24 protein-coding genes are annotated in these 26,244 nt (G+C 62.9%); 12 read left to right on the top strand and 12 right to left on the bottom strand.

Annotated elements, in window-relative coordinates; genetic code table 11:
• Positions 1–16: 16 nt before the first annotated feature.
• The 8 genes from ACL2XG_RS02680 to rsxA form a co-directional block, all read right to left on the bottom strand.
• A complete protein-coding gene (locus tag ACL2XG_RS02680) occupies positions 17–544 on the bottom strand; it encodes a flavodoxin (RefSeq protein WP_413722942.1) in 528 nt (175 codons plus the stop codon).
• Positions 545–675: 131 nt separating this feature from the next.
• Positions 676–936: an RnfH family protein gene (locus ACL2XG_RS02685; RefSeq protein ID WP_410014915.1), complete on the bottom strand. Its 261-nt coding sequence runs from the start codon at positions 934–936 to the stop codon at positions 676–678.
• The gene (locus ACL2XG_RS02690) at positions 936–1,640 is read right to left on the bottom strand and encodes an electron transport complex subunit E (RefSeq protein WP_413722941.1); all 705 of its coding nucleotides are present in this window, start codon (positions 1,638–1,640) and stop codon (positions 936–938) included. Before ACL2XG_RS02690 ends, ACL2XG_RS02685 begins: the two co-directional genes overlap by 1 nt.
• Entirely contained in the window at positions 1,637–2,302 is a 666-nt protein-coding gene (rsxG, locus tag ACL2XG_RS02695) for an electron transport complex subunit RsxG (RefSeq protein WP_413722940.1), read from the bottom strand. Before rsxG ends, ACL2XG_RS02690 begins: the two co-directional genes overlap by 4 nt.
• Positions 2,299–3,276: an RnfABCDGE type electron transport complex subunit D gene (locus ACL2XG_RS02700; RefSeq protein WP_410014918.1), complete on the bottom strand. Its 978-nt coding sequence runs from the start codon at positions 3,274–3,276 to the stop codon at positions 2,299–2,301. The genes rsxG and ACL2XG_RS02700 overlap by 4 nt, the downstream gene beginning before the upstream one ends.
• On the bottom strand, positions 3,270–4,718 hold the full coding sequence (rsxC, locus tag ACL2XG_RS02705; protein ID WP_413722939.1) for an electron transport complex subunit RsxC: 1,449 nt from the start codon (positions 4,716–4,718) through the stop codon (positions 3,270–3,272). The genes ACL2XG_RS02700 and rsxC overlap by 7 nt, the downstream gene beginning before the upstream one ends.
• Positions 4,711–5,253: an RnfABCDGE type electron transport complex subunit B gene (locus ACL2XG_RS02710; RefSeq protein ID WP_413722938.1), complete on the bottom strand. Its 543-nt coding sequence runs from the start codon at positions 5,251–5,253 to the stop codon at positions 4,711–4,713. Before ACL2XG_RS02710 ends, rsxC begins: the two co-directional genes overlap by 8 nt.
• A gap of 10 nt (positions 5,254–5,263) precedes the next feature.
• Entirely contained in the window at positions 5,264–5,842 is a 579-nt protein-coding gene (gene rsxA, locus ACL2XG_RS02715; RefSeq protein ID WP_162365699.1) for an electron transport complex subunit RsxA, read from the bottom strand.
• 339 nt (positions 5,843–6,181) lie between these two features.
• On the opposite strand from rsxA, the gene ACL2XG_RS02720 reads away from it, so the two are divergent.
• Complete coding sequence (locus ACL2XG_RS02720) at positions 6,182–7,693, top strand: PAS domain S-box protein (protein ID WP_410014921.1); 1,512 nt, start codon at positions 6,182–6,184, stop codon at positions 7,691–7,693.
• Positions 7,690–9,273, top strand: coding sequence for a nif-specific transcriptional activator NifA (nifA, locus tag ACL2XG_RS02725; protein ID WP_410014922.1), 1,584 nt, complete (start codon positions 7,690–7,692; stop codon positions 9,271–9,273). Before ACL2XG_RS02720 ends, nifA begins: the two co-directional genes overlap by 4 nt.
• An 87-nt stretch (positions 9,274–9,360) precedes the next feature.
• Here the strand turns inward: nifA and rlmF are convergent, their stop codons facing one another.
• The gene (gene rlmF / locus ACL2XG_RS02730; protein WP_410016814.1) at positions 9,361–10,326 is read right to left on the bottom strand and encodes a 23S rRNA (adenine(1618)-N(6))-methyltransferase RlmF; all 966 of its coding nucleotides are present in this window, start codon (positions 10,324–10,326) and stop codon (positions 9,361–9,363) included.
• A gap of 289 nt (positions 10,327–10,615) precedes the next feature.
• Between rlmF and ACL2XG_RS02735 the strand changes: the two genes are divergently transcribed.
• The 3 genes from ACL2XG_RS02735 (at position 10,616) to ACL2XG_RS02745 (ending at position 14,714) form a co-directional block, all read left to right on the top strand.
• A complete protein-coding gene (locus ACL2XG_RS02735; protein ID WP_413722937.1) occupies positions 10,616–12,586 on the top strand; it encodes an ArnT family glycosyltransferase in 1,971 nt (656 codons plus the stop codon).
• A gap of 182 nt (positions 12,587–12,768) precedes the next feature.
• Positions 12,769–14,172: a nitrogenase cofactor biosynthesis protein NifB gene (gene nifB, locus ACL2XG_RS02740; protein ID WP_413722936.1), complete on the top strand. Its 1,404-nt coding sequence runs from the start codon at positions 12,769–12,771 to the stop codon at positions 14,170–14,172.
• Positions 14,172–14,714 carry a nitrogen fixation protein NifQ gene (locus ACL2XG_RS02745; protein WP_413722935.1) on the top strand — a complete coding sequence of 181 codons (543 nt, stop codon included), beginning with the start codon at positions 14,172–14,174 and terminating at the stop codon, positions 14,712–14,714. The genes nifB and ACL2XG_RS02745 overlap by 1 nt, the downstream gene beginning before the upstream one ends.
• An 86-nt stretch (positions 14,715–14,800) precedes the next feature.
• On the opposite strand, the gene hutG is transcribed toward ACL2XG_RS02745, so the two are convergent.
• The 3 genes from hutG to hutC form a co-directional block, all read right to left on the bottom strand.
• Positions 14,801–15,601 (bottom strand): N-formylglutamate deformylase, encoded by an 801-nt coding sequence (gene hutG / locus ACL2XG_RS02750; protein WP_413722934.1) that lies wholly within the window; start codon positions 15,599–15,601, stop codon positions 14,801–14,803.
• A gap of 39 nt (positions 15,602–15,640) precedes the next feature.
• Complete coding sequence (gene hutI / locus ACL2XG_RS02755; protein WP_413722933.1) at positions 15,641–16,861, bottom strand: imidazolonepropionase; 1,221 nt, start codon at positions 16,859–16,861, stop codon at positions 15,641–15,643.
• 92 nt (positions 16,862–16,953) lie between these two features.
• Entirely contained in the window at positions 16,954–17,664 is a 711-nt protein-coding gene (hutC, locus tag ACL2XG_RS02760; protein ID WP_413723444.1) for a histidine utilization repressor, read from the bottom strand.
• 176 nt (positions 17,665–17,840) lie between these two features.
• Between hutC and ACL2XG_RS02765 the strand changes: the two genes are divergently transcribed.
• From ACL2XG_RS02765 to hutU, 7 genes are all read left to right on the top strand, one after another.
• A complete protein-coding gene (locus tag ACL2XG_RS02765; RefSeq protein ID WP_410014928.1) occupies positions 17,841–19,214 on the top strand; it encodes a formimidoylglutamate deiminase in 1,374 nt (457 codons plus the stop codon).
• Positions 19,211–19,807: a HutD family protein gene (locus ACL2XG_RS02770; RefSeq protein WP_413722932.1), complete on the top strand. Its 597-nt coding sequence runs from the start codon at positions 19,211–19,213 to the stop codon at positions 19,805–19,807. Before ACL2XG_RS02765 ends, ACL2XG_RS02770 begins: the two co-directional genes overlap by 4 nt.
• 428 nt (positions 19,808–20,235) lie before the next feature.
• The gene (locus ACL2XG_RS02775) at positions 20,236–21,126 is read left to right on the top strand and encodes an ABC transporter substrate-binding protein (protein ID WP_410016816.1); all 891 of its coding nucleotides are present in this window, start codon (positions 20,236–20,238) and stop codon (positions 21,124–21,126) included.
• A 91-nt stretch (positions 21,127–21,217) separates the two neighbouring features.
• Positions 21,218–21,994 (top strand): ABC transporter permease, encoded by a 777-nt coding sequence (locus ACL2XG_RS02780; protein WP_413723443.1) that lies wholly within the window; start codon positions 21,218–21,220, stop codon positions 21,992–21,994.
• Positions 21,991–22,776 (top strand): ABC transporter ATP-binding protein, encoded by a 786-nt coding sequence (locus ACL2XG_RS02785; protein ID WP_410014930.1) that lies wholly within the window; start codon positions 21,991–21,993, stop codon positions 22,774–22,776. Before ACL2XG_RS02780 ends, ACL2XG_RS02785 begins: the two co-directional genes overlap by 4 nt.
• Positions 22,777–22,911: 135 nt before the next feature.
• Entirely contained in the window at positions 22,912–24,471 is a 1,560-nt protein-coding gene (hutH, locus tag ACL2XG_RS02790) for a histidine ammonia-lyase (protein WP_410014931.1), read from the top strand.
• Positions 24,472–24,488: 17 nt separating this feature from the next.
• The gene (gene hutU / locus ACL2XG_RS02795; protein WP_413722931.1) at positions 24,489–26,174 is read left to right on the top strand and encodes a urocanate hydratase; all 1,686 of its coding nucleotides are present in this window, start codon (positions 24,489–24,491) and stop codon (positions 26,172–26,174) included.
• The last annotated feature ends 70 nt before the right edge of the window (positions 26,175–26,244 follow it).

A 26,244-nucleotide genomic window follows, 5' to 3' on the forward strand; every position in this document is an offset into this window, starting at 1 on the left:
CCGGGATCCTGGCGGTCTAGAGCGCGGCTTTCACCAGGCTGACCCAGGTTGCCACCCGATCGGCGCTCAGGTCGGCCTGGTTATCCTGGTCCAGCGCCAGTCCGACGAATTCGTTGCCTTCCAGCGCCGCCGACGCGCTGAAGACATAGCCTTCCCGGGGCCAGGCGCCGACGACGTTGGCGCCCGCGTCCGAGACGATATCGTAAAGTTCACCCATGGCGCTGACGAAATTATCCGGATAGGCTTCCTGGTCGCCCAGGCCGAACAGCGCCACGGTTTTGCCGCTTAAATCCGCCTGCGCCAGGGTATCGGCGAATTCCGCCCAGGATTCGCTCTGGCATTCCGCGTCCAGGCCCGGCAACTGGCCGTCGGCCAGCGTCGGCGTGCCGAGGATCAGTACCGGGTAGGCGAGCAGATCCTCAAGGGTGGCGCGGTTGATGTTTTTCGGTTCGTCCGCCTCGCCGTCAAACTGCTGATGGATCAGCTTGGCGATCTTGCGGGTTTTGCCGGTGTCGGTACCAAAAAAAATGCCGATCTTAGCCATAAGAATGTTCCCCAATTGTTAACTTTGTCAAAAAAAACCCTGGCCGGATAACCCGCGCCCCGACGCACCCCGCCGGGAGCGGGCGCCGGGCGGATAACGTGCCTTGCACCAGAGGATGATCCCGGCCGGCGTTAATCCTGCTCATCTTCATCATCTTCGGCGCGGCGCGTCGCCGGTAAATAAATCTCCACCCGATCGCCTTCGCCGACCTGCGTATCCGGCGGGCACAGCCGGCCGTAGATGCCGATGCGGTGCGTATCCGGGTCAAGATAAGGAAACAGCTGCGGCAGCGGCGAGGCCAGAATGGCCTGGCGCACCGTGACCGGCGCATCGAGTTTCATTTCAATACAGCGGCCCTGCGCGCCGTTGACGTGAGCCACGGAAAATTTCATCAGTGACAACCTCCGGTGGGTTGACGGGCAAGCTTAAGCGATGCGCTTTCCCGGCTGGTCAGGCGCTTTACCAGACGGATGCCGCTGAGCAGCATGCCCATCACCACAAACCCGCCGGGCGGCAGCAGCATCAGCAAAAAGCCGCGGTAGCCGGGCAGCAGATGCAGTTCGAGAAAATGAAAATGGGGACCGAGCAGCAGGGCGGCGCCGCTGAACAGCGTGCCGCTGCCGAGAATCTCACGTACCGCGCCGACGCTGGTCAGGCCCAGGGTAAACCCCAGTCCGGTGGCCAGGCCGTCCAGCGCCGCCGGTATAATTTTATGGTGGGCGGCAAATGCTTCCGCCCGCCCCAGCAGAGCGCAGTTGGCGACGATCAGCGGAATAAACAGACCCATGACCTTATGCAAATCGTGCATCCAGGCATTCATGGTCAGATCGAGAATGGTCACCAGCGACGCGATAATGGAAATGTAGACCGGAATACGGATCTGGTTGGGCGTGACCTTGCGCAGCGCCGAGACGATAAAATTGGAGCAGGCCAATACCATGGCGGTCATCAGGCCCAGGCCCAGCCCGTTGGTGGCGGTGGTGGTGATGGCCATCAGCGGGCACAGCCCGAGGATTTGCACAAAGGTGACGTTATTGGTCCATATGCCGGAGGTCAAAATATCCCGCAGCTGCGGCTGGCTGTTTTCACTCATCATTCGTTCTCCCCGTTTTCCGGCGCGCCTTGGCCGCCCAAGAATTCCGCCTGTTTTTCACGATACAGCACCAGGTTTTCATGCACGCCCTTGACCACGGCGCGCGGCGTGATGGTGGCGCCGGTAAAGGCGTCAAACTGACCGCCGTCTTTTTTGACATGCCACTGCTGCTCGGTAAGATTAGTCAGCGACTTGCCGTCAAAGCTGCGGATCCACGGGCTATGGCCGAGCTCGATGGCGTCGCCCAGGCCCGGGGTTTCCTTATGGCTAATCACCCTGACGCCGGTGATGGCGCCCTTGGCGTCAATGCCGGTCAGCAGCTGGATCGGGCCGCCGTAGCCCTGGGTTTCGCTGGTCATGACGATGCCGCTGGGTTGCCCATTGAGGCTGGCGCGGAAAAAGCTCACCGTCCGGCCGTCGATAACCAGGCTTCGCTGCGCGTCCGCCAATGCGTTGTCATAATGACTGGCGGGGAACACCTGCGACAGCATGGCCTGGGTATCCTCCTTTTCGCGCTGCACGATCTGTTCGTGGGTCAGCCACCAGCAGCCGGCCACCAGCAGACAAACGATCAGGGTAAAGGATCCGAGTAAAAACCCCTGGGTAAACGGGCTTTCCCGCGCCGGCAGGTAGTGCGCCGCCGCGCGGCCAAGCAGATTGCTCATGATGATTTCTCCTTGCCGCCCACGTAGCCGTAGGCCTTCGGCTGGGTATAGTTGTCAATCAGGGGCGTGACCGCATTCACCAGCAGCACGGCGAAAGCCATACCCTCGGGGAAATTGCCGAAGGCGCGGATGCAATAGGTGATAAACCCCGCCAGCAGGCCGTAGATCAGCCGGCCGCGCACGCTGCCCGGACCGGTGACCGGATCGGTAAGGATATAAAACGCCCCGAGCAGCAGCCCGCCGCTGGTGAGCTGGGCCAGGGGCGGCACGATGCCCGCCGGCGCGATCAGCCAGTGGATAAGGCCGGGGACCAGGCATCCCAGCAGGGTCGCCACCGGGATATGCCAGCTGAATACCCGCTGCTGAATAAGCCACAGCCCGCCGAGCAGCAGCAGCAGCGACGAGGTTTCGCCCAGGCTGCCGCTGCGGTTGCCCAGCAGGTTGGACAGCAGCTCCAGATGGGCGCGGCCGCTTTCCTTGAAGCCGCCCAGCAGGGTGGCGCCGGTCATGCCGTCCACGCCCAGGTGGTAAAAGGCGCCGTTGTAAAAGGCGGCGGGACTGACCCAACGGGTCATCTCCACCGGGAAGGCGATCAGCAATACCACACGCGCCAGCATGGCGGGGTTAAACAGGTTTTGCCCCAGGCCGCCGTAGATATGTTTGCCGAAGATAATCGCCACCGCGCTGCCGAAAGCGCCCAGCCACAGCGGCGCATGGGGCGGCAGGCTCAGCGCCAGGATAAGCGCCGTGAGAATGGCGGCGCCGTCGAAGGTATGACCCTGGGCCGCCGGATTGAGTTTCAGGCACAGGGCCTCACAGATAAGCGCGGTCAGCAGGCAGCAAAAAATCAGCAGGACCGACTGGGCGCCAAATTGCAAAAAGGCCAGGATCACGACCGGGAACAGGGAAATATTGACCCGGTACATCAGCCGGTCGACGCTGAGTCCCTGATGGGCATGTGGCGCGGTTAACATGGTGTTTCCTCCGAGGGCGGTGCGGCGCGCCTGGCGCGCCTGGCGGGTTTCGCCGCCTGGGCGGCCGCTTTATCGGCGGCTTCCCGCGCCAGGCGTTCCTGACGTTTGGCGCTGTTGTGCCGGGTGCGCTCCAGCTTGTCTTCCTGGCGCTTGATAAGACGCAACTGCTGCTGACCCCAGTCGAAAAACTGCGTCAACGGCAGCGCCGCCGGGCAGACATACGCGCAGGATCCGCACAACAGGCAGGCATCCAGTCCTTGCTGCCGGGCCTTGGCGAAACCGTCGTTTTTCAGTTCGGCAAACATGGCCTGCGGCGCCAGGCTCATCGGGCAGGCATCCAGGCAACGGCCGCAGCGCAGGCAGGCGCTGGGGCGGGTTTGCGGCAATTCGTCGCCGTTAAGCAGCAGCAGCCCGCTGGTGCCTTTGGTGATGGGCGTATCCAGCGATTCCACCGCCCGGCCCATCATCGGTCCGCCGAGCACCATGCGCGCCGGCTGGGATTTCAGGCCGCCGCACTGGCTGATGATATCCTTAATCGTCGTGCCGATGGGCACCAGCAGATTGGCCGGCTGTTCAATGGCGCGGCCGCTGACGGTAATGACCCGGTGGGTAACCGGTTTGCCGAAACGGATGGCGTGGAAGATGGCGATACAGGTGCCGACATTTTGCACCAGCACGCCCATTTCGGTGGAACGGCGGTTTTGCGGAATCTGGCGCCCGGTCACCGCTTCTATCATTTGTTTGGCCGAACCGATGGGATAGAGCGAGGGTAGGATCACCACCTCGATATGCTCTTCCTGCCGGCACAGCGCGTCCAGTCGGGCGATGGCCTCGGTTTTATTATCCTCGATGCCGATATAAACCTGCCTGGCGTGGGTTATGGCCTGCAGGTAGCGGATGCCGCCGATGATAAATTCCGCCTGCTCACGCATTAAACGATCGTCGGTGGTGAGATAAGGCTCGCATTCGCCGCCGTTGACGATAAGGGTTTCAATGGGATAACGCAGGCTCATGCGTATTTTATCGGCGGCCGGGAACATGGCGCCCCCCATGCCGACAATGCCGGCCTGTTCAATCAGCGACAGCATGGCCTGCGCTTCGTCCAGGCCGGCGGCGGCCAGCAGGCGGGGCGCCGCCGGCTGGTCGGCGGACACGTTGACGGTAACCGCGCCTTGTTCGCCTTCAACGATGCGGGTGACCACGCCGGCCAGCGCGGTGTGCACCGGCGCGGACATTCTTTCGCGCGCCTCGGCGATCCGCTGGCCTGCGGTGACACTGTCACCCAAGGCGACCAGCGGCACCGCCGCCGGCCCGGTATGCTGGCGCAGCGGGATAATCAGCTGGCGCGGCATGACCAGCGGGCGAATGGTGATATCGCGGGTCAGGGATTTATGGCTATAGGGGCGGATGCCGCCGTGGGGTTTTAAGCGGGCGCTAAACATAGGATGACTCCCGGACGTCAAAACGGGGTTTTGCAGCCGATGGGGTGAGCTGCGGGTCGGCCCGCAGCGCGATGGCCTGCCGCGGGCAAACGGCGAGACAGGCGGCGCAGCCGGTGCAATCATCGCCCAGGATGCCGTGCTGTTGCCGCGCCGCGCCGATAATAGCGTCGAAATTACACTTTTTCTGGCAGCGGCCGCAGCCGTCGCAGGACTGGGCGTCGATCACCGCCACCTGCGGCGCGCTTTCGGCGCCGTCGTCCGCCGGCCGATCCAACAGCAAGGCGATGCGTTTCGCCAGCGCCGCCCCGCCCGGGGTACAGGCGCCGACCGGCGCTTCGCCGCGCACCATGGCGCCGGCGGCCTGGGCGCAGCCGGGAAAACCGCACTGGCCGCACTGGCCGTTGGGCAGCAGGGCGATGACCGCTTCGATGCGCGGATCTTTTTCCACCTTAAAATAGATGGCGGCATATCCCAGCAGGTAACCGATCAGGGTGCCGATGGCGGGAACCGCCAGCACCGGTAAGATACTCTCCACGCTGTTCTCCTTATCCGGCCAGCCCGGCGAAGCCGGTAAACGCCAGCGCCAGTATGCCGGCGGTAATAAAGTTAATCGGCGCGCCGCGAAACACCAGCGGCGGCGACGCGTTGCCCTGGCGCTCGCGCAGGCCGGAGAAAATCACCATCACCAGCGAATACCCCAGCGACGAACTGAAGCCGAAGACCACGCTGTGCAGGAAACTCAGATTGTCGTCCAGCACCAGCAGCGCCACGCCCAGCACCGCGCAGTTGGTGGTGATAAGCGGCAGGAAAATGCCCAGCGTGCGGTACAGCGCCGGGCTTTGTTTGGCGATAAACAGCTCCAGCAGCTGTACCAGCGAGGCAATCACCATAATCAGCGACAGCAGGCGCAAATATTCCATGCCCAGCGGCACCAGGATCCAGTGATAGATAACCCACCCCAGGCCGGCGGACAGGGTGATGACAAAGGTGGTGGCCATCGACATGCCCAATGCCGAATCCACTTTATTGGTGACGCCCATAAAGGAGCACAGGCCGAGAAAGCGCGCGAGCACGATGTTGTTCACCAGGCCGTTGGCCAGCACTATCAGCAATATTTCTTTCATTCGGATCCCCGACGACGCGATACCTGTTCATAGGGGGTATTGCGAAAGCTGTGCCAATGTGGGCTGGGCAAAAAATGGGCAAATACGGTGCAGTAAAGGGATCATAACGGCGCGCGCCGCCGCCGGCCGGGGCGCGGCAGGGGGATGATGATGGGCGCCGGCGGCCTTTTTTGGCCGCAAAACCCCTGTTCAGATCAAGGTTTTCGCCGGTTTTTCAACATGCGGTATTAATCTTGCACAATTTATCGGGTTACTGCGGTTCACATCATCCTGTCGGAAGATCAGACAAATTGTCGTGAATCGCACAGCCTGTTTTTATCCCGACCCGCAGGAGAGGTTATGCGTATTCCTTTATTTGATGATGCATCGTTGATAGCTACCCCCGTTTGTGCCCCGGCGTTGTCAACATTGCGTCCCGGGCTGTTTTATACGGCGGTGGAACAGTCGTCGGTGGCGATTTCGATAACCGATCCCAACGCGCGCATCGTTTATACCAATCTGGCGTTCCGGCAATTGACCGGTTATGACGAACCTGAGCTGACCGGGGTGAACCACAATATATTGGCCAGCCGCCAGACGCCGAAAAAACATTACCAGGAAATGTGGAGCACCCTCATCCAGGGATTGCCCTGGGTCGGGCAGCTGATTAACCAGCGCAAGAACGGCAGCCTGTACCTGGCCGAGGTCAGCATATCGCCCATTTTCAGCCCCGACGGCCAGATCGAGCATTTCCTCGGCATGCATAAGGACATCTCCGACAGCTACGCCCTGATGCAGCGCCTGCGCAACCAGATGTCCCTGATCGCCGCGGTATTGAACAACGTGCCGGCGCCGGTGGTGGTGCTGGACGAACATGACGCCATCGTGATGGACAACCTGGCCTATAAAACACTGTGCGCCGACTACGGCGGCCGGGAACTGCTGGCGGAAATGGGGTATCCGGAAAATAAAGCGCGGCTGGCGTCCGGCGAGCGCGTTACCGTGCATATCGGCGGCGTGCCGCGGGTATTCGGGCTGAGTATCTGGCCGCTGTCGGAAGTCAATGAAGAGGTCAGCCGTTATTTTTCCGATATCGCGCCGCCGCGTACCCTGGTGACCCTAATTGATGACAGCGAACGGCAGCGACAGCGCGCGCAGCAACGGCTGGACCAGCTTAAGCAGAAATTGGTCTCCGGCAAACTGCTGGCGGCAATCCGCGAATCACTGGACGCGGCGATGGTACAGTTAAGCGGTCCGCTGAATATGCTGGCCGCCGCGCGCCGCCTGAGCCCCGCCGGCCTGGTGCATCCCGGGCTGGACGCCGCCTGGCAGGAAGGGCAGCAGGCGCTGGCGCGGCTGCAGGCTTGCCGGCCGTCCCTGGAACAAGAAGAAAGCGATTTCTGGTCGATAGGCGATCTGCTGCAGGATTTGACCGATCTGTACCTGCCGCGCATCCGCTCACTGGGCGAACTGCAATGGCGGTGCGAACCGGAAGTGCTGCTGGGCTACGGACAGCGCCACCAGATTCTGGCGTCGTTAAGCCTGTGGCTAGACCGCTGCCTGATCCTCGCCGGTGAACGTCCGGCCTCGCCGCTGCTCCTGACCCTGCATGCCTACACGCAGGATAATGCGTTCTTTTTTGCGCTTCAGGACAATCTGTCCCTGCATCCGGTGCAAAACGCCGTGCCGGCGCAAACCTTTACCCTGCCGGGGCACGGTATGGAGCTGCGGCTGATACAAACCCTGATCGGCAACCATCAGGGCATGATCGATCTTCATATCCACGCGGAGGGCGGGACCTTATTGACCCTGCGCCTGCCGCTGCCCGCTATGCCATTCCGGCGTCCGGTGATGACAGGAGAATCAAAATGAGCCAATTCCCCACTCCCACGCAGGCTTCACGGCGTTTTGATCTTTCCCAGCAGTTTACCGCGCTGCATAAAATAAGCGTGGCGCTCAGCCGTTCACTTGACCTGGGACAGACCCTGGAGGCCATGATCCAGGCCTTGTATGAACACGCCTATATGCAGTACGGCATGGTGTGCCTGTTTGACAAATCCCGCAGCGCCCTGTTTATCGAAGCGCTGTATGGCGCCGATACCGAGGTGGTGAAAGGATGCAAGAATGTCCGCTATCGCATCGGCGAAGGCATTCTGGGCACGGTGATGAGCCAGCAGCGTTCGCTGGTGCTGCCGCGCGTGTCCGACGACCCGCGCTTTCTCGACCGGCTGAACCTGTATGATTACGGGCTGCCGTTTATTTGCGTGCCGATACCGGGACCGGACGGGGTACCGCTGGGCGTGCTGGCGGCGCAGCCGATGGAACTGCATGAGGATCGGCTGCCGGCCAGCACCCGCTTTCTGGAAATGGTGGCCAATCTGATTTGCCAGACCGTGCGCCTGGTCGGCCATATGAGCGTCGAGACCGAGGCCTTGCGCCAGGAACGCGACACCCTGCGCCGCAAGGTCAAGCATCAGTACGGCTTTGACAACATGGTAGGCAACAGCCAGCCGATGCGCCAGATTTTCGACGTGATCCGCCAGGTGGCGAAATGGGATACCACCGTGCTGGTGCGCGGCGAAAGCGGCACCGGCAAAGAGCTGATTGCCAACGCCATTCATTACAACTCGCCGCGCACCCTTGAGCCGTTCGTGAAGTTCAACTGCGCGGCGCTGCCGGACAACCTGCTGGAAAGCGAACTGTTCGGCCATGAAAAGGGCGCCTTTACCGGCGCGGTGCGCCAGCGCAAAGGTCGGTTCGAGCTGGCCGACGGCGGCACGCTGTTCCTGGATGAAATCGGCGAGAGCAGCGCGTCGTTCCAGGCCAAGCTGCTGCGCATTTTGCAGGAAGGCGAAATGGAGCGCGTGGGCGGCGATACCACCATTAAAGTCAACGTGCGTATCATCGCCGCCACCAACCGCAACCTGGAGGAAGAGGTGCGCGCGGGGCGCTTTCGCGAGGATCTGTACTATCGGCTTAACGTAATGCCGATCAACCTGCCGCCCCTGCGCGAGCGCCAGGACGATATCGTCGGTCTGGCCCAGTTCCTGATCGCCAAGCTGGCGGCAAAGCAGGGACGGGACCTGCGCATCAGCGACGGCGCGCTGCGCCTGCTGATGGGGTATGGCTGGCCGGGCAATGTGCGTGAACTGGAAAACTGTCTGGAGCGGGCGTCGGTAATGTCGGAAGAAGGGCTTATCGATCGCGACGTGATCCTGTTCAACCACAGCGAGGCGTCCGCCATGGCGCCGGCGGCGATACCACGCGGCATGGCGCCCGCGCCGCATGCGGAGGCGCCGGGGGATAGCGATATGGACGATCGGCAAAAGCTTATCGCGGCGCTGGAAAAATCAGGCTGGGTGCAGGCCAAGGCGGCGCGGTTGCTGGGCATGACTCCGCGCCAGGTCGCCTATCGCATCCAGATCCTCAATATCAATATGCACCGTTTGTAAGCGGTACGGCGACGTGTCGGCGGGCACAAAGGGGATGCTCACGGGCCAGGGCGGGCCGTTTGCCCGCAGGCCGGTACGACGACGGCATCAGTGCCAGCGTTCGGCGGCCCATTGCGCGCGCTGTTGCGCGTCATGGAAGGTCCAGGCGATAAAGCGGCTGATTTTCTGGCCCTGGGCCATTTCCACGGTGCGCACGTCGGCGGCCCCGGCCTGCTTTAGGGCCTCATAGAGCGGCGGCAGCGTCGTGTGCTTGGAAATCAGCGAGGTAAACCACAGGCAATTTTTGCTTTTGCCCACGCTCTCCGCCACCATTTTGCCGACAAACGCCAGTTCACCGCCTTCGCACCAGAGTTCGCTGCTTTTGCCGCCAAAGTTCTGCACCGGCTTGGCGGCCACCTCGCCTTTGCCCAGCTTATGCAATTTACGCCGCGTGCTGGCGATCGCTTCTTCCTCCGAGGCATGAAACGGCGGGTTGCACAGGGTGACGTCAAAACGCTCGGCAATACCGATCATGCCGTCAAGGATGGCGTTACTGTCTTTTTGCTGGCGCAGCCGCACGCTGTTTTTAAGCGTCGGGTTCATGCTGACGATCATTTTCGCCGCGTTCAGCGACAGCGGATCGTTTTCCGTGCCGGTAAAGCGCCAGCCGTATTCGCGCTGGCCGATAATGGGATAAATGCAGTTGGCGCCGATGCCGATGTCCAGCACGGCCACACCTTTGCCGGTGGGAATCTCCCCGCCGTTGCTTTCCGCCAGCAGATCCGCGAGATAATGCAGATAGTCGGCGCGCCCCGGGATCGGCGGACAGAGATAATTGGCGGGAATATCCCAATGCTCGATGCCGTAATAATGCTTAAGCAGCGCGCGATTAAGCATTTTTACCGCATTGGGATCGGCGAAATCCACTGAAATATCGTCCCAGGCGTTGGGTTTGACAAAGGGTTCCAGCGCCGGAAGGCTGGCTATCAACGCGGTGAAATCATAGCGTGAACGGTGACGGTTGCGCGGATGCAGGTGATTTTTCTGCTGCGGGAAGGTCTTCTTTTTTTCCATCATAAATTCCACCACGTAGTGATCCATCCATAAGCCGTCATGTTCTGACGGGCTTTTCCGGCGCTTAAGATAACACATAGCGGGCTAAAAGGCCGCCAGGCGCCTTCGCCGGCCCGGGGCCAGCGTTGCCTCCGCCGGCGGCGCCCCGCGGGAAAATTGTGGTGGGACAGGCTTGGCATCGCGGCCGGAAAAAGGGATGATGGGCGGCCTCAGGCGAATAAAAGTGTGTGTATTCATATATTTATATGTAAACGAATGCACGCCGTAATTGTTAGGGATAGAAGATTAAATGTTGTTAAAGACTATAAAATGCCGTTTTTCCCGGGCTGACGCCACCGGCGACGGCGCGCACGGCCGGATCCTGCTGCGCCGGGGCGCCTACCTGCTGTTTGCCGCCTATTTTTTGCTGGGTACCTTCGGTCGTTTCCCCTGGAAGGCGGATGAGCCGTATTCGTTTAGCATTGTCTGGAATATGCTGACCCACGGGCATTGGCTGGTGCCGCATGTGGGCGGGGATCCCTTTCTGGAAAAACCGCCGCTGATGTTCTGGCTTGGGGCGCTGTGCGCCAGGCTGATTCCCTGGCTGCCGCCCCATGAGTCCTCCCGGCTGGCGGTGCCGGTATGCCTTGTCGCGACGTTCTGGGCCTGCTGCCGGGTGGCGCGGCGTTTATATGACGAGAGGCATGATACGCGGCGGGAAGAGGGCGTTATCACACGGCAAGACTGGCGTCTGACGGCGGTTTGTCTGCTGGCGGGCACCGCCGGGCTTACCGAACACGGGCATAAATTTACCGCCGACCTGGGACAGATGGCGGGCGCGGCGCTGGCGCTGGCCGGGTTGGCGTTGGCGGGTGCGCGGCCAGGTATCTCCGGCCCGGCGGGGTATGCCGCATCGCCGGGAAAGGGCGGTCGTTATGGCCTGCTGTTCGGGCTGGGCGCCGGCGTGGCCTTTTTGAGCAAAGGGCTGCTGGTGCCGGGTATTGCCGGCGTGACGCTGATGCTGTGCCTGGCGCTGATACCCGGCTTCTATCAGCGCGCGGGGCGGCGGTTTTGGCTTGGCGCGGCGGCGGCGGCGCTGCCTTTCGCGCTGCCATGGCCATGGGCATTGTATCGCGCGGACCCGGATTTATTCGCCGAGTGGTTCTGGGTGAATAATATCGGCCGTTTCACCGGGAACACCCTGCTTGGCGGGCATGATAATCCATTCCAGGACAGGATCAGGGCGGTGCTGATCGGCGGCGCCCCCGCCTCCGTCATCGTACTGGCGGGCGTGTTTGCCGGCTTGATGCGGGCCGCACGCGCAGGGCTAGGCCGGCTGGCGACGGGACGCTTATGGCACAAGGCGGCCGGGCCGGAGATGCGCCCGGCCCGCGCCGTGAACGCCGTGCCGCCGGCGGGGCGGATTGGACTATCGGCCTGGCTGGCGCACCGGCCGGCTTATGGCGTGACGGCGCTCTTTTCCGCCGTAGGCGTGGCGGTGCTGTGCGCCTCGGGATCGGCGCGCGATATCTATTTGTTGCCGGTTTATCCCGCCCTGGCGTTGCTGGCCCTGCCGGCGGCAGCCGGGCTGGCGTGCCGGGACGGCAAGGGATGGGCCGTCGCGCGGCGGGCATTGGACGCTCTGTTCGGCATGGCGCTGATGGTGGTCGTCGCCACCTGGTCTGCGCTGGCCAACGGCATCGAACCGGCGTTGCTGCGCGTCATATGGCCCGGGGTGGATCACGTTTTCCCGTTGCCTTTTACGCTGCGCCCCGATCCGCTGGCGGCGATGGCCGCCTGTGGGCTGGTGTCGCTATGGTGGCTGATATTGCGCGCCCGCCGCGGTGCCGGCTTGCTCCTGGCGTGGACTTCCGGTCTGTCGACCCTGTGGGGGGTGGCCTTTGTTCTGCTGATGCCCTGGTTTGACGCGGCGCGCAGCTATAAAGAAGCCTTCTCGCCCCTGGCCAATTGGGTGGGTGATGCCGGTTGCCTGGCCACCGATGGCATGGGCGAGTCGGAACTGGGTATGCTGCATTATGTCACCGGTATGGCGGGCCGGCGCCTTTATGCGGGTCATTCCGGTCAGGGTGACGGTGTCACAAAAAATTCGGCCGTCCGACTCTGCACGCTCCTGCTGGTGCAGGACAGCCTGACCCGCCCGGAGAAAAAACCAGGACCCCGGTGGTTACCGTTATGGCGCGGCGGCCGGCCGGCCGACGACAATAGCTTTACCCTTTACCGCCTGGCCAGCCAGGACGAACGGATGACGGACCAACGCTAAGCCCGGCGCCTTTGGCGTGTTGTCGGGTTTAAGACAATGTCGGCACGCCGTGTTGTCATACGCCGGGGACGGTAAATGCTGCAGAGGCGTAATGGCTTGTAAAAAAAGAATTTTATTCTGCTTTTGTCTGGGCATGGCGATTGCAGCACTCCTGTCATGTCGTTTTGCATAAGGCGGTTCACATGGCATCTTGTCAGTCCTCATCCAGCGGCTGCGGCTCTTCCGGCCCCGGCGCTTCCCTGACTCCGCTTCAGGCGGATAAGGCGGCGCAGCATCCGTGCTATTCGCGCTTTGCCCATCACCGCTACGCCCGCATGCACCTGGCGGTGGCGCCGGCTTGCAATCTGCAATGCCATTACTGCAATCGCAAATACGACTGCAGCAACGAATCCCGCCCCGGCGTGGTATCGGAGGTCCTGACTCCCGCCGAGGCCATCGCCAAGGCGCGCCATGTGGCGGCGGCGTTGCCGCAGCTATCGGTGATTGGCATCGCCGGTCCCGGCGATCCGCTGGCGAATATTGCCCGCACCTTTAAAACCCTGGAAGGACTGCGGCTGGCGCTGCCGGATATGAAACTGTGCCTGTCCACCAATGGACTGGCGCTGCCGGACGTGGTCGACCGGCTGGTGGATATCGGTGTCGATCACGTTACCGTGACGGTGAATGCGCTGGATGCGGATATCGCGGCGCGGATCTATCCCTGGCTCTGGTTTGACGGCGAGCGCCTGGAGGGCCGGGAGGCGGCGGCCCTGCTGCTGGACCGCCAGCAGGAAGGCATCCGCCGTCTCACCGCGCGCGGCGTGCTGGTGAAAATCAATTCGGTGCTTATCCCCGGCATTAACGACCGGCATTTGCCGGCGGTCAGCGAAAAAGCGCGGGAGTGGGGCGCGTTTTTGCATAATGTCATGCCGCTGATTTCCCGTCCGGAGCATGGCACGGTATACGGCCTGCGCGGCCAGCCGGAACCTACCGCCGGGGAAGTCGAGGCGGTGCGCGGTTTATGCGGCGGATCCATGCCGCAAATGGCGCATTGCCAGCAGTGCCGCGCCGATGCCATCGGCATGCTCGGGGAGGATCGCAGCCAGAGCTTCCCGCTGTCGGCGATACCACAGAACGCCGGATCCTACCTGCCGGTGATGCGCCAGCGCGCGCAAATCCAGGCCGGCATCGCCTCGCAGGGCGAGTCTGAGTCCGCCGGCGCCTGCCTGGTGGCGGTGGCGACCGCCCATGGAACCGCCATCGACGAGCATTTCGGCCATGCGCGGCGCTTCCAGATTTACAGCGTATCCGCCGCCGGCGTGATCCCCATCGGCGAACGTTTTACCCCGCCGTTTTGCAGCGGTAAAACCGATTGCGACGACGAGGCGCTCCAGCCGGAGCTGCGCCTGGACGCCGTGGTGGATTTGCTGGCGGACATGGCGGCGGTGTTCTGCGCCCGTATCGGCATGGGACCCTGGGAGCGCCTGGAACAGGCCGGCATCGAGCCTTGTGTCGGCGGCGCCTGGCAGCCGGTCGCCGCCACGCTCGGCCAATGGTGGCGACAGCGCGGCCAAAAGACCGCCGCCGCCGTCAAGGGGGTCGCCTGATGGTCGCCTGTCCCGCGCAACCGCTTAGCGCGCCGCCGGACATTTGGCTGCACCGGCTGCTGGCCAACCATCTGGCGGGAAGCGCGCGTTTTCCCGCCGCCATGGGACTGTCCCCCGAACAATACCAGGCACTGGCGCGGCGCGTACGGCTGGATCCCGGTTCCCGCGGCGCGGTATTGCAGCAACAGGATGCGCTGCTCGCCCTGCTCGCGCGCACCCGCCAGCAGGAATGCCAGGCGCTCGGCGATTGGCTGGCGCAATATATGTGCGCCGGCGCCGAACCGCTGAACCGGCTGCTTGCCGTCGCCGCGCTGGGATTTAACCATTTGTGGCAGGATTTGGGCCTGGCCTCGCGCGACGAACTGCGGGAACTGATGCAGGCCTGCTTTCCGGCGCTGGTGGCGATGAACGATCGCAATATGCGCTGGAAGAAGTTTTTTTATCGCCAGGTTTGCCTGGCGCAGACCGGCGAGTTGACCTGCCGATCGCCAAGCTGCGACGGTTGCTGCGAATATACCCTCTGTTTCGCCCCCGAAGACTGAGCGGGCGACGGCCCGCCGTCCGCTCAGCAAAGGGCCGCGCCGTACCACGCCGTGCGCGCGCCTCGGTAACCGGCGCGTCAACGACGCTAGCGCGGTTGCTGGCCCCAGCTCAGCAGCGTGGCAACCAGCGAGCGCAGCGCCTGCTGTAGCTGGCCGGCGCGCTCCGGCAGGTAGTCGAACGGCTGTTCCTCGCGCATATAATTGCACTGCGCCAGTTCCAGTTGCACCGCATGCTGGCGGGCGTGGGGCTGACCGTAGGCGCGGGTAATATATCCCCCCTTGAAACGGCCGTTAATCACATGGGTAAACGGCTGTTGCCGGCAAAACGCGGCCAGCGCCTCGCCCAGCGACGGCGCGCAGCTCATGCCGTCGTTGGTGCCGAAATTCAAATCGGGCAGGGTGCCTTCGAACAGCCGCGGGATAACCGAGGCGATGGAATGGGCGTCCAGCAACAGCGCATATTCATGCTGCGCTTTGATGTCGCTCAGGCAATCCTGCAGTTTGCGATGGTACGGATGCCAGATTTCATCAAGGTAACGCCGGCGTTCCGCCTTATCGGGCGTGGCGCCCGGTTTAAACACCGGCGTGCCGTCAAACAGCGTTTCGGGATACAGGCCGGTGGTGGCGGTGGTGTACAGGGGCTTATCGTCGGCGGGCCGGTTAAGATCGATAACCATCCGCGAGTAGGTGCCGATGAGGATATGCGCGCCGAGGGCGCGGGCGAAATCGTACAGCCTGGGGATATGCCAATCGGTATCCGGCAGCGGCCGGGCGGCGTCGCTCAGTCCGTCCGCCACCGCGGGCGTCAGCCGCGTGCCGGCATGGGGGATGCTCAATAACAACGGAATGGTGCCAGCTTCAAAAGTATAGGGTTCGGTAATGCTCATCGCGGATGCCCTCCTGGAAAACCCTGTTGAAAAGAAGGATTACGCGCGGCGTACGCCGCGGTAAATAACGCTGCCGGCCAGTTGCCCGCCCAGCCAGTAAGCTAATTCCGCCGGATGCGCCACCGGCCAGTGAACAAAATCGGCCAGCTTGCCGGCTTCAAGGGTGCCCTGCGATTCCGCCAGTCCCAGCGCCCGCGCCGCGTTAATCGTCACGCCGGCCAACGCCTCCTCCGGCGTCATGCGAAACAGGGTGCAGCCCATGTTCAACATCAGACGCAGGGAACAGGCGGGCGAGGTGCCTGGATTGATATCGCTGGCCAGCGCCATCGGCGTGCCATGCCGGCGAAACAGCGCCACCGGCGGCAGCTGGGTTTCCCGCAGCATATAACAGGCGCCCGGCAGCAGGACCGCCACGGTGCCGGACTGCGCCATGGCGCGGGCGTCGTCGTCGGTGGCATATTCCAGATGATCCGCCGACAGCGCGCCGTAACGCGCGGCCAGGCTGCTGCCGCCCAGGGATGAGAGCTGTTCGGCATGGAGTTTGACCGGCAGGCCCGCCTGCCGGGCGGCAGTAAATACCCGGGCTATCTGCGCGGGCGAGAAGGCCAGGTGTTCACAAAAACCGTCTACCGCGTCGGCCAGTCCCAGCGCCGCCACCTCGGGAATCCAGTGTTCACAGATAAGCGTAATATACTCGTCGGCGCGCCCCCGGTATTCCGGCGGCAGCGCGTGGGCCGCCAGCAGCGTGGTCCTGACCTGGACCGGATAGGCCTGCGCGATGCGCCGGGCGACGCGCAGCATTTTTATTTCGCTCTCAAGCGTCAGTCCGTAGCCGGATTTTATCTCGATACAGGTGACGCCGTCGGCCATCAGCATCGCCAGCCGGGGAACGGCCGCGGCCATCAGTTCATCCTCGGACGCGCCGCGGGTGGCGTTGACCGTGGACAGAATGCCGCCGCCGGCGGCCGCTATGTCCGCATAGCTGACGCCGTTAAGCCGCTGTTCGAATTCATGGCTGCGATTGCCGCCGAATACCAGGTGGGTATGACAGTCGATAAAGCCGGGGGTGACGATGCCGCCGCCGAAATCATGCCGGGCCGCCACGTCCGCCGCCGGCAGCTCGTCCCTGGGTCCGACCCAGGCGATGCGTTCGCCCCTGACGGCAATCGCGCCGTCCCTGATGATGTCATAGCGGCCGTTGCGCAGGGTCGCCACGTCGGCCCCCGACCAGACGGCGTCAAAATGTTCCATTACCGGCATGGATTGATCTCCCGCTAGGTTGATAAAAAAGTCTATTGAAACCCCACAGCCGTTCAGGCAACGCGCCGCCCTGGACCGCGGCGCGCCCCGCGCTAGGCGATAAAGCTGCCAAACAGCTGATAACGCGTGCCGGGATACAGCAGGCGCGCGGAGGTCACCACCAGTTTGCCGAACCAGGTGCGCCGGTGAATCAGCAAACAGGGTTCGTTATCCGCCAGCTGGAGCAGCTCGCGTTCGCGGCTGCTGGCGTTTACCGCCTCGACCCGATGCTCGCCGGCGGTAAGCGGCGCGGCCTGCGTCAGGTAGAAATAGGGCGTAATCAGGTTGAAATCCTGCCGCAGATAATCGGGCGCGGTCAAGGGATTGACGCAGCGGTCTTCCAGCTGTACGGCAATATCGTTTTCGTAATGCACGATCAGCGAATGGAACAGCTGCTCACCCGGCTGGATGCCCAGCGATAACGCTTCCTCGCCGGTCGCCTGGCGCGCTTCCAGGGTCAGCAGGGTGCTGCTGTGGCGATGGCCGCGCGCGGCGATTTCATCGGCGATATTGCGCACTTCCAGCATGGCGGTCTGGGGCTTGAGCTCGGCGACAAAGGTACCGACGCCCTGCATCCGCAGCAGATAACCTTCGCCGGTCAGCTCGCGCAGCGCCCGGTTAATGGTCATCCTGCTGACCCCCAGCTCCGCCACCAGTTCGCTTTCCGACGGGATGCGCCGATGAGGCTCCCAGGCCCCGGAACGTATCTGCTGCACGATCGCCTGTTTAACCCGTTGATAGATGGGCGCCGGCGTATCGCTCATGATGGCGGACAGTTGCGCCGCTGACAGTAGTTCAGACACGTTTCCGACCTCTGATGACAGGGATAATAACAAAACAGTTTACTGTTCAATTCAGCGTATGTATATGTATAGACAAGTGGATAAGCATTTCGTCTGGATAGACACTCATATCACTCTCACTTTAACCGGAAACCGCCATGCCCGTTTATTTTGCCCCCCGTGCGCTGCTGGCGCAGGGATGGACCCACAATGTCCGACTGCAGATCGACGCCCAGGGAACGATCGTCGCTATTGAATCAGATGCCGGCGCACAGGACGCCGAGTCTCTCGCCGGGCCGGTATTGCCCGCCATGGCCAATTTGCATTCCCACGCCTTTCAGCGCGCCATGGCCGGACTGACGGAAGTCTTCGGCGATCCGAAGGACAGCTTCTGGACCTGGCGCGATGTGATGTACCGCATGGTGCAACGGCTGTCGCCGGAGCAGGTGGGCATTATCGCCCGCCAGCTGTATATCGAGATGCTAAAGGGCGGCTACAGCCAGGTGGCGGAATTCCATTACCTGCATCACGATCCCCAGGGCCATGCGTACGCCGATCCGGCGGAAATGGCGCTACGCGTCAGCCAGGCGGCGGCCGAGAGCGGTATCGGCCTGACGCTGCTGCCGGTGCTGTACTCCTACGGCGGTTTCGGCGAACAGGCGGCGGCCCCCGGGCAGCGGCGTTTTATCCAGGATACCGGCAGCTACCTGCGCCAGCAGCAGGCGCTGCAAGCCCATCTGGCCACGCAGCCGCACCAGCGCCTGGGCCTGTGTTTCCATTCCCTGCGCGCCGTCAGCGCGCGGCAAATCCACGAGGTCCTGCAGGCCTCGGCGGCGGAATTGCCGGTACATATCCACGTGGCCGAGCAGACAAAAGAGGTGGAGGATTGCCTGGCCTGGTCGGGAACCCGTCCGGTTCGCTGGCTGATGGATCAGGTTAAGGTGGATGAACGCTGGTGCCTGATCCATGCCACCCATCTCGATGAGGAAGAACTGGCCCGCCTGGCGCGCAGCGGCGCGGTAGCGGGGCTGTGTCCCACCACCGAGGCCAACCTGGGCGACGGTATCTTCCCGGCTGACGGCTATGTTCGGCAGGGCGGGCGCTGGGGCATCGGCTCCGACAGCCATGTTTCGCTCAACGTGGTGGAAGAGCTGCGCTGGCTGGAATACGGACAGCGCCTGCGTGACCGGCGGCGCAACCGTCTGGCCGACGCGCTGCACCCCACGCTCGGCGATAATCTTTACGGCGCGGCGCTGCGGGGCGGGGCGCAGGCCTGCGGCGTACCGCTGGGCGCGCTGGCGGTCGGTATGCGCGCCGACTGGCTGGTGCTGGACGGCGAAGATCCCTATATCGCCTCGGCCGACGACGGCGACCTGCTCAATCGCTGGCTGTTTGCCGGCGGCCCCGGCCAAATCCGCGATGTGTTCGTCGCCGGCCGCCGGGTAATCAGCGACGGGCACCATGCCCTGGAACGGGAAAGCGCCCAGTCTTTCGCCCGCGTGCTGCGCGACCTGCGCCGGGAGGCGCTGTGAGCCGGCCGGTCAGGTTTTCGTTCACCGGCCTGCCGGTGTCCCCCTGGCGCAACGGCGGTGGCGAAACGCGCGAAATTATCAGCTGCCCGCCTGATGCGCCCGCTGCGTTGCCGGCGGGCGGCGACCCGGCGGCGTTTGCCTGGCGCGCCAGCATCGCCACCATCGACCGCGACGGGGCCTTTTCCTCCTTCCCCGGCGTGGATCGGATTATCGCCCTGCTGGAGGGCGACGGCGTGACGCTGCATAACGCCGCCGGCGGATCCCATGCCCTGACCCGGCCCGGCGTGCCGCATGCCTTTGCCGGCGAGGACGCCATCAGCGCGCGGCTGGCGGGCGGCCCGAGCCGGGATTTCAATATCATGACCCGCCGCCAGGACCGGCGGGCGCGGGTAGAGCGCCTGACCGGCGAGCAGCGCCTGCCCGCGGGCGGCGACGGCGTAATCTATGTACTGGCGGGCCGCTGGCACCTTGAGGGCGAGACGCCGCTGACGCAACGGGAGGGCATCTGGTGGCGACAACTCGGCGCGCCGCTGCGCCTGTGGCCCGCCGACGGCGATGGCGTGGCGCTATGGGCGGATATCTCCCGTCGCTAGCCGCGCCAGGCGGCTCTTATGGCCGATAGAAGCATCGCCTGCATGGTTTTGGTGCATGGCGCGCCATAATGATTCATCGGCCGCGCCACGGGGTGCGCGCTGCCAACGCGGCGCGTCCGTGATTGCGGGACTCGCCCGTTCAGGGCGACGCTTATCGTCAAATAACCGGTCACGGGCAAGATGGCACAAGCTTTGCTTAGTTCCTGCCTAGGTAAAGAGTCTTGTATAGACAAGCTTATACAGTTGTTAGCCAGGGCGGCAGGCGCCTTAGCCGGCCGCGAACACATTTTTGCCGGTTAATTTAGCCGGCGTTATTTCAGGAGTGGGATATGAGCATCGCCTGTGCCAGTACGTCATTGCAACGCCGCGTTCAACCGCTGAAGACCGCCCTTATTCTGGCGCTCGGCCTGGCCGGCGCCCTGCCGGCGATGGCGGCCGACACGCCGCTGGCCATCGGTATTTCCGGCTGGACCGGGTTTGCGCCGCTGACCTTGGCGGACAAGGCGGGGATATTTAAACGCCACGGCCTGGATGTCACCGTCAAAATGATCCCGCAAAAAGACCGCCACCTGGCTATTGCCTCCGGCGACGTGCAGTGCGCCGCCACCACGGTGGAAACCTATATTTCCTGGAACGCCAACGGCGTGCCCATCACCCAGATTGTCCAGCTGGATAAATCCTACGGCGCCGACGGCCTGGTGGTGCGCAACGGCATCGACAGCATCAAGGCGCTGAAGGGCAAAACCATCAGCGTCGACGCACCGGGCACCTCGCCGTATTTCGCCTTGGCCTGGATGTTGGATAAAAACGGCATGAGCCTTAAAGACGTCAAGACCACCACGCTCTCGCCCGAAGCCGCCGCCCATTCGTTTATCGCCGGCAGCAACGATGCCGCCATGACCTACGAGCCTTATCTTTCCTCGGTGCGGCAAAGCCCGGATAAAGGCAAGATCCTGGCCACCACCCTCGATTATCCGATGGTTATGGATACGCTGGGCTGTACGCCCGCCTTCCTCAAGCAAAATCCCCAGGCCGCCAAGGCGCTGGTCGCCAGCTATTTCGACGCGCTGGATATGATCAAGGCTCAGCCGGATAAAGCCAATGAAATCATGGGCGCGGCGGTTAAGGAATCGGGCAAGGAATTTGCCGAGTCGGCCAGCTACCTGCGCTGGCAGGACCGGGCGCAGAACCGCCAGTTCTTTAACGGCGAAATCGACAGCTTCAGCCGGGAGGCGGCGCAACTGCTGCTGCAAATGAAGGTGATCCGCAAGATCCCCGATATCAAGACACTGTATGACGCCAGCTACGTTAATCAATAAGGGGCGCGCAATGTCCGTTGACAAGGCCTCGCCGGCCGCCGGGCAACCGGCGCCGTTGCCGGCGGCGAAGAAAGTACGGCACAACCCGCTGATGGTGCCGCTGCGCGCGGTTTCAACCGGGCAGCGCTGGTTTCTCGGGCTGGGTTTTTTTATCCTGTTTTTCGGCTTTTGGGCCTGGGCCACGTTCGCCGGCTGGGTGTCGCCGACCTTTTTGGCCGACCCGCTGACCATGGTGCACGAAGGCTACCTGCTGTTTACCGAGTACAATTTTTCGCTGGATATCGGCATGACGGTGATGCGCGTGCTGGGCGGATTTATCCTGGCGGCGGTACTGGCGGTGCCGCTCGGCATCATGATGGGGTCGTATAAACTGGTGGAGGCGTTTCTTGAACCTTTTGTCTCGTTTTGCCGCTACCTGCCCGCGTCGGCGTTTATTCCCCTGCTGATCCTGTGGGCCGGCATTGGCGAAATGCAAAAAATTCTGGTGATTTTTATCGGCTCGTTTTTTCAGATTGTGCTGATGATCGCGGTCACCGTGGGCGCGGCGCGGCGCGATCTGGTGGAAGCCGCCTATACCCTGGGCGCCTCGAACCGCAGTATCGTGCGCCGGGTGCTGATCCCAGGCGCCGCGCCCGAGATTGCCGAATTGCTGCGCCTGGTGCTGGGCTGGGCCTGGACCTATGTGATCGTGGCTGAGCTAATCGGCTCGTCCAGCGGTATCGGCCATATGATTGTCGACAGCCAGGCGCTGCTCAATACCGGGCAGATTATTTTCGGCATTATCGTTATCGGCTGTATCGGCCTGATTTCCGATTTCCTGTTCAAGGCGGTGAACCGCCGCCTGTTTGCCTGGAGCATTTCCTCATGACCCCCGGAAAACTCGCCATCCGCCAGGTGTCGCGCGTCTTTAACGGCCCCAAGGGCCAGCAGACCCAGGCGTTGCTGCCCATCGACTACCGGGTGGAGGAAAACGATTTTATTACCATCCTCGGCCCGTCGGGCTGCGGTAAATCCACCCTGCTGCGGATTGTCGCCGGTCTCGATCGGCCCACCACCGGGGAAGTGTGGCTGGACGGGGGACTGATTGACGGCCCGGGCGCCGATCGGGGCATGGTCTTCCAGAGCTATACGTTGTTTCCGTGGCTGACGGTGGCGCAGAACATCTGTTTTGGGCTGCGGGAACGGGGCCTGAGCCCGGGCGTGCAGCGCGAGCGCTGCGATTATTTTGTCGATCAGGTCGGCCTGCGCGGGTTTGAGCAGCATTTCCCGCGCCAGCTGTCCGGCGGCATGCAGCAGCGCACCGCCATCGCCCGCGCGCTGGCCAACGATCCGAAAGTCCTGCTGATGGATGAACCCTTCGGCGCGCTGGACAATCAAACGCGGGTGCTGATGCAGGAATTATTGTTGAAAATATGGGAGTCGTCACGCAAGACGGTGCTGTTTGTCACGCATGATATCGACGAGGCCATTTTTATGGCCAATAAAGTCGCCATCTTCAGCGCCAGGCCGGGACGGATTAAAACCGAGGTGGCGATAAACTTCCCCCATCCCCGTGACTACACTTTAAAGACCACGGCGGAATTTATGGCGCTCAAGGCGCGCGTTACCGAGGAAATACGCAGCGAAACGCTGCAAAGCATGGCGCTTTGACTTTGCAATCCGGACCGCAATGGTTCGCCAGGTTTCGCGGAGCAGGGCACAACAACGGGCCGCAACTGCGGCACCCGGGCGCAACCCAGTAATGCGCCCAAGTGCCGGTTTTACTTGTATAGACAGGAATAGATTATGTCATCTTCTGTAACATCTTTACGCCCATGCCGTCTGGTGCCGGGCGAGGTAGACCTGGCGACGCTGCGTGCCATCTATCATGGCGAGCTGGAACTGTCGCTTGATCCCGCCGCCTTCACCGCCATCAACGCCGCGCAGCAAACGGTGGAGGAGATCCTGGCCACCGGCGACGTGGTCTACGGCATCAACACCGGTTTCGGCAAACTGGCGCAAACCCGCATTCCCGCCGAACGGCTGGCGGAACTGCAGCGTAACCTGGTGCTGTCGCACAGCGTCGGCACCGGCGCGTTGCTCGAAGACAATGTGACGCGGCTTATCATGGCCTGCAAAGTGATAAGCCTGGCGCGCGGCCATTCCGGCATCCGGTTATCGGTGGTGGAGGCCCTGCTGTCCTTGTATAACGCCGGCGTCATGCCCTGTATCCCGGCCAAAGGCTCGGTGGGCGCCTCGGGCGACCTGGCCCCGCTGGCGCATTTGTCCCTGATGCTTATCGGCGAGGGGCAGGTGCGGGTCAAGGGAGCGCTGATAAGCGCGGTGGAAGGGCTGGCGCTGGCCGGCTTGCGTCCCATCGTGCTGGCGCCGAAAGAAGGGCTGGCATTGCTGAACGGCACCCAGGTTTCCACCTCGCTGGCGCTGGTCGGCCTGTTTGAAGCGGAACGATCCTTTGCCGCCGGGCTGGTGGCGGGCGCCCTGACGCTTGAGGCCATCAAAGGCTCGGTCAAGCCTTTCGACGCGCGTATCCACCAGGCGCGCGGCCAGGCTGGCCAGATAGCGGTGGCGCGGGCGGTATCTACGCTGCTTGACGGCAGCGAAATCGTGGTATCCCATGCCGACTGCGGCCGGGTACAAGATCCCTATTCCATCCGCTGCGTGCCGCAGGTGATGGGCGCCTGCCTGGATAACCTGACCTATGCGGCGCGCATCCTGCAAATCGAGGCCAACGCCGCGTCCGATAACCCGCTGGTGTTTACCGATAGCGGCGAAGTGATTTCCGGCGGCAATTTCCACGCCGAGCCGGTGGCGTTCGCCGCCGATATCCTCGCGCTGGCGATAGCCGAAATCGGCGCCATTTCAGAACGCCGACTGGCGCTGCTGCTCGATACCGGCCTGTCGGGCCTGCCGCCGTTCCTGATCAATGAAGGCGGCGTGAACTCGGGCTTTATGATAGCCCAGGTCACCGCCGCGGCGCTGGCCTCGGAAAACAAGTCCCTGGCGCACCCGGCCAGCGTTGACAGCCTGCCGACATCCGCCAACCAGGAGGACCATGTGTCGATGGCCACCTTTGCCGCCCGCCGGCTGGGGGATATGTGTTTCAACACCTCGGTGGTGGTGGGCATCGAAGCCATGGCCGCCGCCCAGGGCATTGATTTTAACCGGCCGCTGAACAGCTCGGCGGCGCTCGAACAACAGCTTGTGGCTATCCGTAACCGTGTCGCCTTCCTGGCAAGCGATCGGCTCCTGGCGCCGGATATCGAAGCGATGCGTCTTTGGGTCGCTGAATTCACCCTGCCCGCGGAAGTACAATCCTTGTTACCCAGCTATGCGTCAACGCGCTAAAGATAAAGGAACCCCTGATGAAAAACGATTTTAGCAATGCCGTTTCACGTCCCGTCAGCGCGCCGCGCGGCACCACGCTGACCTGCAAAAACTGGCTGATTGAAGCGCCGTACCGCATGATCCAGAACAACCTCGATCCGGATGTCGCCGAGCGTCCCGACGATTTGGTGGTCTACGGCGGCATCGGCAAGGCGGCGCGTAACTGGCCCTGTTTCGAAACCATATTGCAAAGCCTGCGCGACCTGGAGGAAGACGAGACCCTGCTGGTGCAATCCGGTAAACCGGTCGGCGTGTTCCGCACCCATGTGGACGCGCCGCGCGTGATGATTGCCAATTCCAACCTGGTGCCGCATTGGGCCACCTGGGAACATTTCCATGAACTGGACCGGGCCGGGCTGATGATGTACGGGCAAATGACCGCCGGCTCCTGGATTTATATCGGCGCCCAAGGCATCGTGCAGGGCACCTTCGAAACCTTTGCCGAAGCGGGCCGCCAGCATTACGATAACGATCTCAAGGGGAAATGGATCCTTACCGCCGGCCTGGGCGGCATGGGCGGCGCCCAGCCGCTGGCCGGCGTGCTGGCCGGCGCCTGCGTGCTGGCCATTGAATGCCAGGAGTCGCGCATAGATTTTCGCCTGCGCACCCGCTACCTCGACCGCAAGGCGTTTACCATCGACGAAGCGCTGGCGCTAATTGAAGACGCCTGCGCCAAAGGCGAGGCGATTTCCGTCGGGCTACTGGGCAATGCGGCGCAGATCATGCCGGAGCTGGCCAAACGCGCCGCCGGCGGCGGCGCCCGTCCGCATATCGTTACCGACCAGACTTCCGCCCATGACCCGCTCAACGGCTACCTGCCGGCCGGCTGGAGCCTGGAACAATGGAACCAGGCCAAAAAAGACGATCCGCAAAGCGTTATCAGCGCGGCCAGGGCGTCGATGGCCGAACACGTCAAGGCGATGCTGGCGTTCCATGAAATGGGCGTGCCGACGGTGGATTACGGCAACAATATCCGCCAGGTGGCGCTGGAGGAGGGGGTGGCGAACGCCTTCGATTTCCCCGGTTTTGTACCCGCCTATATCCGTCCGCTGTTTTGCGAAGGTAAGGGGCCGTTCCGCTGGGTGGCGTTGTCGGGGGATGCGGAAGATATCTATAAGACCGATGCCAAGCTCAAGGAGCTGTTTCCGGACAACCGGCTGCTGCATAACTGGCTGGATATGGCGCAGGAGCGCATCGCCTTCCAGGGCCTGCCGGCGCGCATCTGCTGGCTGGGGCTGGGCGAACGTCACCTCGCCGGGCTGGCGTTTAACGAGATGGTGCGCACCGGCGAGCTGAAAGCGCCGATTGTTATCGGCCGTGATCATCTCGACTGCGGGTCGGTCGCCTCGCCCAACCGTGAAACCGAAGCGATGAAAGACGGCTCGGACGCCGTCTCCGACTGGCCGTTGCTGAACGCCCTGCTCAGCACCGCCGGGGGCGCCACCTGGGTCAGTCTGCATCACGGCGGCGGCGTGGGTATGGGGTTCTCCCAGCACGCGGGCATGGTTATCGTCTGCGACGGCAGCGAGAAGGCCGATGAGCGCCTGGCGCGGGTATTATGGAACGACCCGGCCACCGGCGTGATGCGCCATGCCGATGCCGGTTACCCCGAGGCCATCGCCTGCGCGGGAAAATACGGCCTTAAGCTGCCGATGATCCGCTAACCGCCTGGCACGGCAACCACCGGCGGGGAACCCCGTCCCTCGCCGGCAATCCCCGCGCTTTCCCCCGCGC

This window comes from Sodalis sp. RH24 (assembly GCF_047324145.1).
Taxonomy (GTDB): Bacteria; Pseudomonadota; Gammaproteobacteria; order Enterobacterales; family Enterobacteriaceae; genus Acerihabitans.

Bases quoted from the DNA above. Each gene is read 5' to 3' on its own strand.
- ACL2XG_RS02680 (WP_413722942.1), bottom strand. From the start codon at position 544: ATGGCTAAGATCGGCATTTTTTTTGGTACCGACACCGGCAAAACCCGC.
- hutI (WP_413722933.1), bottom strand. From the start codon at position 16,861: ATGCCGGTAATGGAACATTTTGACGCCGTCTGGTCGGGGGCCGACGTG.
- rsxC (WP_413722939.1), bottom strand. From the start codon at position 4,718: ATGTTTAGCGCCCGCTTAAAACCCCACGGCGGCATCCGCCCCTATAGC.
- hutG (WP_413722934.1), bottom strand. From the start codon at position 15,601: ATGAGCATTACCGAACCCTATACTTTTGAAGCTGGCACCATTCCGTTG.
- rlmF (WP_410016814.1), bottom strand. From the start codon at position 10,326: ATGGAAAAAAAGAAGACCTTCCCGCAGCAGAAAAATCACCTGCATCCG.
- ACL2XG_RS02745 (WP_413722935.1), top strand. From the start codon at position 14,172: ATGGTCGCCTGTCCCGCGCAACCGCTTAGCGCGCCGCCGGACATTTGG.
- rsxA (WP_162365699.1), bottom strand. From the start codon at position 5,842: ATGAAAGAAATATTGCTGATAGTGCTGGCCAACGGCCTGGTGAACAAC.
- ACL2XG_RS02700 (WP_410014918.1), bottom strand. From the start codon at position 3,276: ATGTTAACCGCGCCACATGCCCATCAGGGACTCAGCGTCGACCGGCTG.
- nifA (WP_410014922.1), top strand. From the start codon at position 7,690: ATGAGCCAATTCCCCACTCCCACGCAGGCTTCACGGCGTTTTGATCTT.
- ACL2XG_RS02690 (WP_413722941.1), bottom strand. From the start codon at position 1,640: ATGATGAGTGAAAACAGCCAGCCGCAGCTGCGGGATATTTTGACCTCC.
- hutH (WP_410014931.1), top strand. From the start codon at position 22,912: ATGTCATCTTCTGTAACATCTTTACGCCCATGCCGTCTGGTGCCGGGC.
- hutC (WP_413723444.1), bottom strand. From the start codon at position 17,664: ATGAGCGATACGCCGGCGCCCATCTATCAACGGGTTAAACAGGCGATC.
- ACL2XG_RS02780 (WP_413723443.1), top strand. From the start codon at position 21,218: ATGGTGCCGCTGCGCGCGGTTTCAACCGGGCAGCGCTGGTTTCTCGGG.
- ACL2XG_RS02765 (WP_410014928.1), top strand. From the start codon at position 17,841: ATGCCCGTTTATTTTGCCCCCCGTGCGCTGCTGGCGCAGGGATGGACC.
- rsxG (WP_413722940.1), bottom strand. From the start codon at position 2,302: ATGAGCAATCTGCTTGGCCGCGCGGCGGCGCACTACCTGCCGGCGCGG.
- ACL2XG_RS02785 (WP_410014930.1), top strand. From the start codon at position 21,991: ATGACCCCCGGAAAACTCGCCATCCGCCAGGTGTCGCGCGTCTTTAAC.
- ACL2XG_RS02775 (WP_410016816.1), top strand. From the start codon at position 20,236: ATGGCGGCCGACACGCCGCTGGCCATCGGTATTTCCGGCTGGACCGGG.
- hutU (WP_413722931.1), top strand. From the start codon at position 24,489: ATGAAAAACGATTTTAGCAATGCCGTTTCACGTCCCGTCAGCGCGCCG.
- ACL2XG_RS02685 (WP_410014915.1), bottom strand. From the start codon at position 936: ATGAAATTTTCCGTGGCTCACGTCAACGGCGCGCAGGGCCGCTGTATT.
- nifB (WP_413722936.1), top strand. From the start codon at position 12,769: ATGGCATCTTGTCAGTCCTCATCCAGCGGCTGCGGCTCTTCCGGCCCC.
- ACL2XG_RS02735 (WP_413722937.1), top strand. From the start codon at position 10,616: ATGTTGTTAAAGACTATAAAATGCCGTTTTTCCCGGGCTGACGCCACC.
- ACL2XG_RS02720 (WP_410014921.1), top strand. From the start codon at position 6,182: ATGCGTATTCCTTTATTTGATGATGCATCGTTGATAGCTACCCCCGTT.